Below are 12094 nucleotides of genomic sequence, written 5' to 3'. Positions count from 1 at the left end.
GCATGGGCTGCCTTTCCTTGTCCTCTGGGAGAAGCACAGCCTGCTGTCCGGCCAGCGCTCTTCTCTTGGCCCCCTTGCCACCGTGCCTCAGCAGCACAAGGTCGAGCTTTGGCGCATGCCATGAGGTCTCGGTGAGAGACTGCAATGCGCCCACCCATGACCGGAGTTGTCCGGTCCAAAGGGGCCAGGGCATCTACAACATGCCTCCTGCAAGCGAGCAGCATACCTGCCATGGGTCACCTCCCATCTCCACTCTCCACGCTTTGCTTGTGCGGTTCTTAGCTTCGTGCTAAAGTGACGAGGAGCACTACGGGTATGCTCTCGCGGTGAGCGTGGTTCTGGTCGAACGACTGAGGCTGGATATTGTGGACCGTACCGCATGCAACGTGTTCTGTCGCTCTTGTGACCGACGGCTGAGCCGGGTGAGGTTCCGTCGTCGAGTCCTCTTCCCGTTGGAGCGATGCGGTACTCGTCTGCCTCGTGGGTGTTCTGCCAGACACCAGGCCGTCCGAGGCTGGCCAGACGAGAACCGGTCCCCGCTGTCTCGATTGTCGCAGCGCTCTTGCTGGATCCCTGCCGCGCGTCATCCTCGTCCTGGCTGCGGCGCATGCGGCAAGGTTGTTGTCTTTTACTGGCCCTGTGCCGTTGGACTGGCGCTTCGGGGCTATGATCAAGCGCCTCGCATTGGCGGGCCCCGACGTGCTTGATGTTGTGACGATCGCTCCAATGCGGTGACAGTGAGATGCCGACCGATGAGAGAGTCAGGTAAGTCCGCGGAGAACGAGGAGGGTCAGAAAGGTGACGACGCGACGTGTGGAAGTTATCGACATCCACGTCCACGTACGTACCGGTGAACATGCCAAGGTATGGGAGCGTGATCGCTACGTCCCCGCCAATCCGGAGGGCTTCAGTGATCATCCGGACGCCATGGCGGACATGTACCGTGAGCTGAATGCGATGGCTGTCATTTTCGACATTGACGACGAAACACGGACCGGCCTCGCGGCCTCGAACGAAGAAATCGCGCAGTGGGTCGAGAAGCACCCGGATGTCTATATCGGTTTCGGTTCAGTGGATCCTTGGAAAGGTAAGAAAGCGATCCTGGAAGCAGAAAAGTGCGCGGCTCTTGGCCTCAAAGGTCTCAAGTTCCATCCCGCTGTTCAGGACTTTGCACCAAATGACCCCCGGTTCTTTCCTCTTTGGGAAGTGTGTGCTCGGCTCGGTCTCGCTGTCCTCTTCCATAGCGGCACGACAATGGCTGGCGCTGGACAGCCAGGTGGCGCTGGTATCCGCTTGGAATACGGACGTCCAATTCCCTACATCGACGACATCGCGGCGCGTTTCCCGGAGCTTCGCATCATCATGGCGCATCCCGCCTGGCCGTGGCACGAGGAGCAACTGGCCATCCTGCGCCACAAACCGAACGTCTACATGGATCTCTCGGGCTGGGCTCCCAAGTACATCCCAGAGAGTGTGATCCGCTACGCGAACTCCCTGGTCCAGGACAAGGTCTTCTTCGGCTCTGACTTCCCGATGCTTTCGCCACACCGCTGGCTCCGCGAGTTCGCCGAGCTCCCAATCAAGGACACGGTGCGTCCGAAGATCCTCCGCGACAACGCGGCGCGATTCCTGGGGCTCACCGATCTCCTGGAGGAACAGCCGGAAAGCGGCTCGTGATGGCTGCTTCGGGAATCCTTCGGGAATCTTGGAGAGCGATGGTATGTTGTCCTTCCGTTCAAGCAGAGGGAGGGGACAACGCTCTGCTGCGCTGCCGAGCGCATCCACAGCTCGCCGTGGCGAACGGCTCTCATCCCCGATCGTCCGGATAGCGTGGGGACAAACAAGTGATCTGGTTCCTGCAGCTGGTCGTGAGGGAGGCATGGAGAGCGCGTGCCCCTGAAATCTGGCCCCATCGGGAATGCGGCGGGAGAAGGCTTGCCTTGTTTCCGGCAGGGGGCAGTGTCCCCGCCGTTTTTTCGGGGCGGGATACACCTGGCCGGCACCGACTCGCGTGAGCGGATGGCCGGAGGACCCGGTGGTTCTGCAGGTGGCGGAGATGAGCGGGTGCGTCCTGTGGCGCGGCGGGCGATGGTGTGAGGGGTGATGCGCTCTCCGCCCTGCCGGGACGTCGCTCTTCAGGCGGCACGCGCTCCCGTTGCGGTGAGAACGATCCCCCTGCGCTCCCCCTCCTTCTCCTCTCTCTTTACAAGGAGGTTTCTCATGCTATACTGCAATTGTACGGCGATGAGGCTCGCCGGGTGGCAACGAGCCGCCGAACTGCCGGATTGTGGCTGATAGCCTCTGTCGGACCAGTTATCTGGCCGGCAGAGGCTTTTGCCGTCTGGAGGTGCACCATGGTGCGGACACCCGAACACCGCCCGTTCGTCGAGCGGTTCCGCGAGTTCCTTCCCCGTAGTCAGCGGGTCTCGCTCGATCGCTACCTTGCGGCGACTGTCCGCGAGACGTTCGCGGAGCCCGGCTGTCCGCTCTGCCGCCTGCTCTCCCAAAAGGAGCGCCGCAGTTTGGAGTCCCTCCTCTGGGAGCAGGTCAACGATCCAATGACCGCTGACCGGCTGGCGGCTGCCCGCGGCTTTTGCTGGGAGCATACCTGGGCGCTCGTTCCGGCTGGTGCGGCGGTGCATAGCCACTTCGGTGTTGCGATTCTGCTCGAGCGGATTCTCCGTGATGCGTATCGGAGCGGCACCAGCTCCCAGGCGCTCGAGCGTTGGCTCGCACCTGAGGAGCCCTGCCCGGTCTGCGAATGGCTTGCGGCCGCTGAGGAGACGCTCCTTTGGGCCACGGCCGAGCTCGCGCGGCATGACCCCGGGCTGCTGCTCCAACAGCCAGGCATCCTCTGCCAGCCGCATGCCGCTGCCCTCGCTCGCCTCGCTCCCGCTCTCCCCTGGGCCGAGTGGGAAATGCGGGTTGCGCGCGAGCGCCCGCGCTGGTCGCACCTTGAGCGGCTGACCCACGAAGCTGGCCGTCGTCCCTGGCATCTTCCCCAGCCAGCGACCCTTCCAGAGTGCTGTCCCCATTGCCTGGATGCCCCGCCGCGACGTGACCGCTGCTGGGACTGGTTCATGCATCAGCGGGAAGCCCACGCGGAGGGCGCTGCACTCGAGCCCTGCTTGGGCCATGGCCTGGAGTCCGACTTCCTTCGCAGCCGCGCTGCGCTCGCGGAGCTCCTGGACGATCTCGCAGCGTTCATCGCCGCCGCAGATTATCGGTTTCGTGGAGAACTGACCCCCGGTCAGCGCTCAAGCTGGCTCCGCGCGATCGCCCGATTAGCTGGAACCGTGCCTGCCGCAGGGGCGCACGAGCGGAACCGACCGTCATCAGTGGTAGGATCAGCTCACGCACCGGAGGGCCAGCCATGAGTCTGACCATTGACCACGACTACGACACGGCTCTCATCGAAGGGCTGCGTCACCCGCGACCGGACATCGCCGAGACTTGTGCCTGGGTGCTCGGTCAGCGGCGCACGCGCTGTGCCGTCCCCGCCTTGATCGCCGTCTTGCACGAGCGGCCGAACGAGGTCGATGTCCAAGCAGCAGCTGTCATCGCCCTTGGCCGCATCGGTGACCCAGGTGCCTTTCCGGCCCTCGTCGAGGCTGCCCAGTCCGGACCGGTTCGCGTGCGTCGCGCGGCGCTCCGGGCGCTCACTGACCTGGACCCAGCGCGCGCCCGTCCCATTCTCCACACGATCGCCGAGTTCGATCCATCCTCGGGGGTCCGCGAGGAGGCGCGACGGCTTCTGGGAGGGGAGGACACCCAATGATCAGTTTGAACGATGCGCCGCGTGAGCGCCTCTCCTCTGACCGCGTCGATGCCCTGCAGGAGCTGCTCCTCCGCGTCCGCAATGCCGTCGAGCGGGTGATCGTCGGCAAGCGCGATGTCATCGAGCTCCTCCTGGTGGCCGTCCTCTCCGGAGGCCATGTCCTCGTCGAGGACGTTCCCGGGATTGGCAAGACCAAATTGGGGAAATCCTTCTGTCAAGCCATTGGGGGCACCTTCCGTCGTATCCAGTTCACTCCTGACCTTCTGCCAGCCGATGTGACCGGCTCGCTCGTTTATGAGCCGGGGCGTGGAAGCTTCGTCTTCCATCCCGGTCCGATCTTCGCCAATGTCGTCCTTGCCGATGAGGTAAACCGCGGGACACCGCGCACCCAATCTGCGCTGCTGGAGGCAATGGAGGAACGCCAGGTTACCGTTGAACGGGAGACCTATCGGCTCCCTGAGCCGTTCCTCGTCCTCGCCACCCAAAACCCGATCGAGCTCGAGGGGACCTTCCCCTTGCCCGAGGCGCAGCTTGACCGCTTTGCGATGCGTCTGAGTGTCGGCTATCCAGCAGCCGAGGATGAGGTTGCCATGGTCCGCCGCTTTCTCGGAGGCGATCCGCTCGTGGAGCTTGAGCCGGTCACACGCCCGGAGGAACTCGCCGCGGCGATCGCCGAGACAAAACGGGTCTTCCTTGGTCAGGCAACGCTCGACTATCTCGTGTCGCTCGTCCGGCGGACGCGCGAGCACGAAGAGGTGCAGCTCGGCGCTAGCCCTCGCGCGACCCTCGCCCTGGCACGGGCTGCCCAGGCTGCGGCGCTGCTGTCCGGCCGACCCTTCGTCATTCCGGATGACGTCCGACGGGTGGCCATCCCAGTGTTGGCGCATCGCTTGCGCCTCGTGCCTCGTGCCGAGCTTCATGGCCTCACAGCCGAGGCACTGATTCGTGCCATCCTCGACGAGGTCCCAGTGCCGGTCGAGGAAGTCGCCGAAGGGGTCTAAGCATGGACGACGCACCGGTCGTTGTCCCTCTCGAACGGGAGGAAGTCCTGCCGAGCGGGCTCGTCGCCGCGCTGGTGCTCGGGCTCGCGGCGGTCGCGCTCGGTCGGCCGGTGCTTGCACTTGTCTCCTTCGCCGTGGCGGTCGTGCTGGCACTGTCGCTCCTCTACCTACGCTTCGGCTTTGCGCGAGTGCGGTACTGGCGGACGATCGAGCCGACGCACGCGTTTCCTGGAGAGACGGTGACTCTCATGCTCGCACTAGAGAACGCCAAGCCGCTCCCGCTTCCCTGGGTGGAGGTGGTGGAGGAACTCCCGGCTGCGCTGGAGGTCGCCGGCGTTGCACTCGAGCCCTCGCCGAAGCCGGAGCGGAAAGTGCTCCGGACGCTACTCACCGTTGGCGCAGCTGAGCGCGTGTACCGGCGTTACCAGGCACGACCGATCCGCCGCGGATACTACCGCTTTGGTCCGGCGCGCTTAACCACTGGCGACCCCTTTGGACTAGCCCGCGCCCGACTGGAGGTGGCTCCCGCTGGGACGCTCATCGTCTATCCGGAGGTCCGTCCGGTGGAGTCATTCGGCCTCCCGGCAGAGCGCCCGCTGGGCGATGCTACGCCGCTTCACCCGCTTCTCGAAGACCCGCTTCGGATCCAAGGCGTCCGCCCCTACCAACCCGGGGACTCACCACGCCAGATTCACTGGCGGGCCAGTGCTCGGCTCGGTGAGCTGCAGACCCGCCTGCTGGAACGGACGGCCACGCCAGCGCTTGCTCTCTTCCTCGACGTCAATACCTTCGAGCACTTTTGGGAAGGGATCCGTCCTGGCGAGCTGGAGTGGGCCATCTCGCTCACCGCCTCCCTTGCCGCTTGGGGCATCGATCAGGGCTATCAGGTCGGCCTCTGGGTCAACGCACCGCTCATTGGGGGTGAGCGATTCATCCGTCTTTTGCCAGGCCGCCATCCCAGGCAGCTGCAGCGGATCCTCGAAGCACTGGCGATGCTCGTCCCGCATACTGGTCACCGCATCGAGACGCTGCTAGGGGCTGAGACCCGGTCACTCACCGGTGGGTTGACGGTGGTCGTGGTCACGGCGTTGGTGACCGATGCTCTGCGGCGGACGCTGCTCGCCCTCTGGCGACAGGGCTACGGTGTGGTGCTCATCGCCGTTGACTGTGCAGCGGGCCTCCACTCGCGGCGTGGCCTTGAGGTGTACGAGCTGGAGGTGAGCCGTGCCGCGGCGGCCTGACTGGCTTGCTCTCGCTCTTGCGGTGAGTGCCGGCGCGGCCGAAATGCTACCGCTCACCGCCTGGATCTCTTGGGCGGTGACGCTGTTCGGCGGTGAGCCCTCGCGCGCACCGGGATGGCAAGCGCTCGCGGCGACCTGGCTTGTGGCCTTCGCACTGGCGCGCTCCGTCCTGGCTGCAACCCGCGATCCGGTGTGGATGCGTGCCCTCGCGGTGCTGAGCTGGCTTGCCTGGACGCTCGGCTGGTGGACAGGTCGTGCCGGCGAGCTTGCCGCGGCTGGTGCCTTCCTCCCCGCACTTGTCCAACTCGAGGCGGGCGCACTCGGCCTGCTGCTCCTCAGTGCGCTCGTCTGGTGGCGTGCCTTGGCTCTTGCCAGTGAACCCTGGCCCTTCCAGGGAGACTATCTCCGCTGGGCGGTGGCACGGGACGTTGTCCTCCTCATTGGGGTGACGCTTGCTGCGTTGGCCAGTGGTGGTCCAGCCGCGCAGGCGGTCTGGGCTGTGCTCTCCTGGGGTGCTCCGCTGCTCGTCCTCCTCCGACTGCTCACGGCCGCGCTTGTCCAAGCCCAAGCAGTACGCCGTGCCTATGCCGGTGCCGTCGCTGCTGGTCCCTGGGTGCTCCGCTCCCTTGCCGTCGCTGCTGGCGCACTCGCGGTCGGCGCGCTGTTGAGTCTCCTCGCCGGCCAAGCGGTCTGGCCGCATATCGCGCGTCCCGTAGAATGGCTTCTGACATTGGTCGTGTCGGTGTTGGTGACAGTGACCGTCGCCTTCGCTGTCATCGTCTGGACGGTACTCCGCTTCGTCGTCTGGGCCTTGCGGGCGATCGCTGGCGGCGGTGAGCCTGGCCCACCCCCGAGTCCACCAACCTTGCCCGAGCTGACGCGACCCGAAGAGGCGGCGCGCCTCCTCCCGATTCCCCCCTGGGTCATCGATGCGCTCGCTGGCCTGGTTGGGATCGCGCTCCTCGCCATCTTGATTCTCTCTCTTGCCCGCGCCTTCCGACGCTACCGTGCTCTGGCTGAGGAAACTGCTGCTACGGAGCGTCGGGAGCGCGTCTCGCTTGGCGCCGTCCGCGATCTTCTACCACGCCTGCGCTGGCCCACCCGCCCGGCCATGCGTGTGCGCACGTTCCTCCGTCCGACCGACGTCCGTAGCGCCTACCGTGCCGCACTCATGCTCCTTGCCCGCCAAGGGGTTGTCCGAGGTCCGAGTGAGACCCCAAGTGAACTCGCCCAACGGGTGGTGTCCGCGTACCCGGCGATCGCCTCACCGTGGATCGACCTCACAGCACGCTATCTTTGGAGCCGGTACGGCGAACGGGAGAGCCAGGACGACCGCCAAGCGGCGCTGGCTGATTGGCAGGAACTGGAGCGGACGCTCTCTGATCAGCACTGAGAAGCTAATGGATGCTTGCCGCGAGTGCCTGTTCCAGGTCGGCCCAGAGGTCTTCGACCTCTTCGAGCCCTACTGAGAGCCGGAGCAGTCCATCGCTAATCCCGAGCGCAGTTCGTTCTGTTGGCGCCAGCGCACGGTGCGACGTCGTGGCCGGATGGACGATCGTCGTGATCGCCCCGCCAAGCGTCTCCGCGAACCGGACGAGCCGCAAGGCACGCAGGAACCGGCGTACAGCCGGTTCCCCTCCAGCAAGCTCGAAGGTGACAACGGCCCCGTAGCCGCCAGTGAAGAGCCGCTCGGCAAGTTGGTGCTCTGGATGGCCCGGGAGCCCCGGATAGGAGACCCATCGTACTGTCGGGTGTGCTGCCAGCCGTTGTGCGAGTGTGAGCGCCGAGGCGCTGCTCTGGGCCACGCGCAATGGGAGTGTCACCAGCCCGCGTTGGATCAGCCAGGCATCAAAAGCCCCACCACGACCTCCAAAGCGCACCACCTGCTGCCGGATCACCTCGATCAGCTCGGCCGGACCAGCAACTACACCCCCACTCGCATCGTGGTGTCCGCCGAGCATCTTGGTCGTGGAGTGGACGACGAGTGTTGCACCCCAGGCGAGTGGCCGGCAGTGGATCGGCGTGGCGAAGGTGTTGTCCACCACAAGGAGAGCTCCGGCCGCCCGCGCGAGTGCTGCCAGCCGCGGCAGGTTGCGGATCCGCAGCGTCGGGTTGGTCAGTGTGTCCACCCAGAGCAGTCGCGCAGGCTCCCTGAGCCCCTGTTGGACCGCCGCGAGGTCGCCGCAGTCGATGAAGTCGACCCGGACACCGAAGCGGGCAAGGTCCTGCTCCAGCAAGAGACGTGTTCCTCGGTAGACGTGCGTATCGGCGAGGACGCGTTGTCCGGGACGCGTAAGTCCAAAGAGCGTTGCCGCGATCGCGCTCATGCCACTTGCCGTGACGACCGCTGTCTCGGCCCCTTCGAGTTCCGCCAGCGCTCGCTCGAGCTGGTGATGGTTCGGGAGTCCGTAGCGGGCATAGATGAAGCCGGGCAGTTCTCCTACCAGTATCCCCTCCATCGTCTCGAGGTCGGGATAAGTGAAGGCCGCTGTTTGCCAGATTGGTGGCGCGAGTGGGAACGTCGCACTCGGCGTGGGGAGGAGACCGGCCTGGACACATGTGGTTGTAGTCGTCGGTTTGGCTCGCTGGTCAGGCATCATGGAGCTCCTTCGTCGCACTCGCTCAGCTCGTCGCATCGGAGCATACTCAGACGAAGGTCGGAAGGGCTGGCGCGCGGTGGACGAAACAGGAGGTGACGTCATGAGCCGGCTCGGCTATTCCGCGAGCTTCGAGCAATTCCACCCGAACGATCTCCTCCGCTGGTGCCAACTTGCGGAGCAAGAGGGCTTTGACAGCGTCCTTGCAGCGGATCACTTCCATCCCTGGACTCCTGAGCAAGGGCAGAGCGCATTCGTCTGGGCCTGGCTCGGCGCGCTCGGCGTGACGACACGACTGCGCTTCGGCACTGGTGTCACGCCGCCGATCGGTTACCGCTACCACCCAGCCATCGTGGCGCAGGCAGCCGCAACACTCGAAGCGATGTTTCCTGGCCGGTTCTGGCTTGGCCTCGGCGCGGGCGAGGCACTCAATGAGCATATCGTCGGTCGCTACTGGCCGGAGCCGGCCGAACGGATCCGCATGCTGATCGAGGCAATCGAGGTTATCCAGAAGCTCTTCACCGGCAAGGTTATCCGACACGAGGGAACGTACTTTAAGGTGGAGAGTGCGAAGCTCTATACCCTGCCGGAGGTTCCGCCCCCTATTATTGTCGGTACGGCCGGCCCGTACATGGCCAAAAAGACCGGCGAGCTCTGCGATGGCATCCTGACGCCCGGCGCAAGCGATGAGAAGCTGCGCATGCTACTCGACCGCTTTGCTCGTGGGGCCCGCGAGGCTGGCAAGGATCCGGAGCGGATGCCACGCCTTCTCCAAGTCCATGTCTCCTGGGCCCAGACCGACGAGCAGGCGCTTGAGAATGCACTGCGTGAGTGGCCGAACGGCGGCATGGCCTTCCCCAAGGGCGATATCCGCAATCCTGAGGACTTCCAGGCAATGGCTCGCTTGGTGCGTCCCGAACACTTCCAAGGCCGGGTGCTGATCTCAGCCGACCTCGACCGCCACGGCGAGTACTTGCAGCATCTCATTGACCTTGGTTTTACCGAGATCTACGTCCACAACGTCGGTCGGAATCAGGAGGAGTTCATCCGCGCTTACGGGCGACATGTTATTCCACACCTCCGCTGGCCGGCCGATGCACCATTGGCTCATGCGCCACGAGTGGCGGTTGGCCGACTAGCAAGCGATGCGGGAGAATGATGGTTGGGAGCGGCGAGACCTGACAGCCCACCGGCGTGGAACAGGCTAGACCATCTGTGGTGATCTTCCCAGGAACCAGAGGATCGGGGTGTTCGTGGGATCCCGATCCGGTGTCTCGCCCTCGCCTGCGCCGGCAGAATCGTCTACCCCCCTGAGGGATCCTCCCTGGCATGCCGGGGTCCAGTCAGCGTACTCGTCCTGCGGGCGTCCAGACGGTGCTGCCGGTATCATGGAGGCTCAGCCTTTTCACGTACTCGCCACACCGTCGTTGCCTTCCCCTCTCGTTCCTAGCGGATGGCTCGCTGGATTCTGCCAGAGCCTTCAGCTCCGAGGCCTTCCCCGCCTGCGTGCCTGCCGTCCCTTCCACGCTGGATCGAGCCTCCACCCGTGAGGCAGTCACGAATCGCGCTCACGGGGACCCGCACCGAAGGGGAAAAATCCCTCGCACCCGTAGGGGCTGCATCGCGTTCCTTCGCTTTCCGGGCACCTTGCACCGTGACGCTACTCGAAGGCCGGTTTGGTTCACAGCGTCCACGTCAGTGGCCGGGTCCGGATGAGCTGCGCTTGGTTCTCATCCCGGAAGTCCGGTCGATTGACCCCATGGTTTCAGCGTTGGCGGCTCCTTCACCGGGCTGCGGGTGAAGATGTTCCGCGCATGGCACGCCCTCCAGACGATTCCCATCCTTCCCCGGTTCACCGGGGGCACGTGGCGGGTGGATGGCAGATTCCGGCAGCGTGATGCCCTGCGGTCCCCAACGCATTGGTCGGTGGTCTGGTTTCGTCGGTTGGCAGCAGAGGCGCCTTTGGACACACTGAGGCAGACGATGCAGTGGTCCCACAGGGCCATCAGTGTGACCGTCCCTCCACTTGCAGGGCAATGACGCTGGTTCCAAACCCGAGTGTGTCCAGCTCGCCAGTCCGTGGAGACGGGAATGTCCTTTATCTCCCCGAATCCTGCCGGCATCAGCAAGGAACGACCCCCGCCGGGTCGTTCTCCCGCGGGGGTCGACGCTGCGTTGATCGTTCAGCGTGTGCTTACTCGCCGCTCGGCTCGCGGCGCTCACGAGCGCGGATGCGCTCGGTCTGGCGGAGTTCCTCGGTTACCGCGCGCTGCTCCGTCGGCACCGTCTGGTGCAGCGGTGCAACACGTGCCGTCGCCGGGTAGACGACGCGAACGGCGCGGATAACCGGCTGGCCATCCTGGTTGAGGATGGTGTAGCGAATTACAGTGCGCATCGGCTCACCCCCTTTCCGTCAGGTTTGGTGCATCTCCTGACCGGTCACCCCCGGACCGACCGGGGGTGCGGAGGTGCCGTGCGCGCGGGGACTTACACGACGAGCTGCTCCGACCCGGCCGGCCCGTGGGAGCCGGTACTGCGTTCTGGAGGTTGACTACGTTCCACTCGCTGTACCCTCCACATCGGACCGACTCGGACGCACGACCCCGAAGGGCCAACACGCCCAACCTTCCATAGTATACGGACCAATCCTCTCTCGGTCAAGGGATGGCGAAGCACTCATAGTCCGCAGCGCTTCCTGCCTCTCGACGCGGGAAACGCCACAGAATCTCTCTGGTGTAAGACGTGCTCACTGCGTTCCTCTTGCCCAACAAGCCTGATCTCCCCCTGCCCCTCCTCACCTGCTCGACCATGACTCGAAAGGGGTCACGTCCGCTGGCGCGGACACCGATGGTGTGACTGAGTCGGTATGGTGGCAACACGTGAGGAGGCCATCCATGACACTCAGTTTTCGGGCAAAGGTCTTGGGCATTCTTGCGTCTCTCGCGACGGTCTTGCTGGGCATTACCCTTGTTGGGTGGTTCTGGATCGATGGAATCCTCGATACTGTCGATGAGTCGCGGCAGTCCAGCCAGTTCTTAGTCCAACTCGCGAAGACAACACGTGACATGACGGAGCTGCGAGCGCAGACGCTCGCTGCCCTCAGTGTTTCAAGTGATACAACAGTTCGACAGCGCATCGAGGATCGGATCGCAGAACTTGACACCGCAATCACTGATGGGTTGCAGGCCCTCGAACGGCTAGCGCCCAGTGGCCAGGTCAGTGACGTTGCTGCTCTTCGATCGGACTGGCAGACGTATCGCTCTGCAGCGGAACTCACTCTTCAGGCACTTCAGCGAGGGGATGCTCTAGGAGCCCAGCAGAATGTTACCGCCAACTCGACACCGAAGTTCACACAACTCGTCCAGACTATCGCGAGGCTGGAGAACGGTGTCGATCAGCAGGTGAGCGCGAGCAGCCAGATAGCCGTGAGCGAGCTGACGAACTTCCGCTACGCGATGGTAGGGGCGGCGGGGCTGG

10 protein-coding genes and 1 riboswitch are annotated in these 12094 nt (G+C 64.6%); of the genes, 8 read left to right on the top strand and 2 right to left on the bottom strand.

Going from position 1 to position 12094, the window contains the following annotated elements; genetic code table 11:
- Nucleotides 1–798: 798 nt before the first annotated feature.
- The 6 genes from NET03_RS10645 to NET03_RS10620 all read left to right on the top strand — a co-directional run bounded on the left by NET03_RS10645 (nt 799) and on the right by NET03_RS10620 (nt 7413).
- Entirely contained in the window at nt 799–1677 is an 879-nt protein-coding gene (locus NET03_RS10645) for an amidohydrolase family protein (protein ID WP_252128903.1), read from the top strand.
- Nucleotides 1678–2231: 554 nt separating this feature from the next.
- A riboswitch (Fluoride riboswitch) is annotated at nt 2232–2311 on the top strand.
- A 43-nt stretch (nt 2312–2354) separates the two neighbouring features.
- Complete coding sequence (locus NET03_RS10640; protein WP_252128902.1) at nt 2355–3377, top strand: hypothetical protein; 1023 nt, start codon at nt 2355–2357, stop codon at nt 3375–3377.
- Nucleotides 3374–3778 (top strand): HEAT repeat domain-containing protein, encoded by a 405-nt coding sequence (locus NET03_RS10635; RefSeq protein WP_252128901.1) that lies wholly within the window; start codon nt 3374–3376, stop codon nt 3776–3778. The genes NET03_RS10640 and NET03_RS10635 overlap by 4 nt, the downstream gene beginning before the upstream one ends.
- Complete coding sequence (locus NET03_RS10630; protein ID WP_252128900.1) at nt 3775–4779, top strand: AAA family ATPase; 1005 nt, start codon at nt 3775–3777, stop codon at nt 4777–4779. The genes NET03_RS10635 and NET03_RS10630 overlap by 4 nt, the downstream gene beginning before the upstream one ends.
- Nucleotides 4780–4781: 2 nt before the next feature.
- On the top strand, nt 4782–6020 hold the full coding sequence (locus NET03_RS10625) for a DUF58 domain-containing protein (protein WP_252128899.1): 1239 nt from the start codon (nt 4782–4784) through the stop codon (nt 6018–6020).
- On the top strand, nt 6004–7413 hold the full coding sequence (locus tag NET03_RS10620; RefSeq protein WP_252128898.1) for a DUF4129 domain-containing protein: 1410 nt from the start codon (nt 6004–6006) through the stop codon (nt 7411–7413). Before NET03_RS10625 ends, NET03_RS10620 begins: the two co-directional genes overlap by 17 nt.
- Nucleotides 7414–7417: 4 nt before the next feature.
- On the opposite strand, the gene NET03_RS10615 is transcribed toward NET03_RS10620, so the two are convergent.
- Nucleotides 7418–8617 carry a trans-sulfuration enzyme family protein gene (locus NET03_RS10615; RefSeq protein WP_252128897.1) on the bottom strand — a complete coding sequence of 400 codons (1200 nt, stop codon included), beginning with the start codon at nt 8615–8617 and terminating at the stop codon, nt 7418–7420.
- A 103-nt stretch (nt 8618–8720) separates the two neighbouring features.
- Between NET03_RS10615 and NET03_RS10610 the strand changes: the two genes are divergently transcribed.
- Entirely contained in the window at nt 8721–9776 is a 1056-nt protein-coding gene (locus NET03_RS10610; protein WP_252128896.1) for a TIGR03557 family F420-dependent LLM class oxidoreductase, read from the top strand.
- 1035 nt (nt 9777–10811) lie between these two features.
- On the opposite strand, the gene NET03_RS10605 is transcribed toward NET03_RS10610, so the two are convergent.
- On the bottom strand, nt 10812–11012 hold the full coding sequence (locus NET03_RS10605; RefSeq protein WP_252128895.1) for a hypothetical protein: 201 nt from the start codon (nt 11010–11012) through the stop codon (nt 10812–10814).
- A 499-nt stretch (nt 11013–11511) separates the two neighbouring features.
- On the opposite strand from NET03_RS10605, the gene NET03_RS10600 reads away from it, so the two are divergent.
- Nucleotides 11512–12094, top strand: a 583-nt coding sequence (locus NET03_RS10600; RefSeq protein ID WP_252128894.1) for an MCP four helix bundle domain-containing protein, incomplete at its 3' end; no start/stop codon positions are given.

Source organism: Thermomicrobium sp. CFH 73360 (assembly GCF_023806465.1).
Classification (GTDB): domain Bacteria; phylum Chloroflexota; class Chloroflexia; order Thermomicrobiales; family Thermomicrobiaceae; genus Thermomicrobium.
Note: the sequence above shows the minus strand (reverse complement) of the source record. Positions and strands in the feature narration are given on the sequence as shown.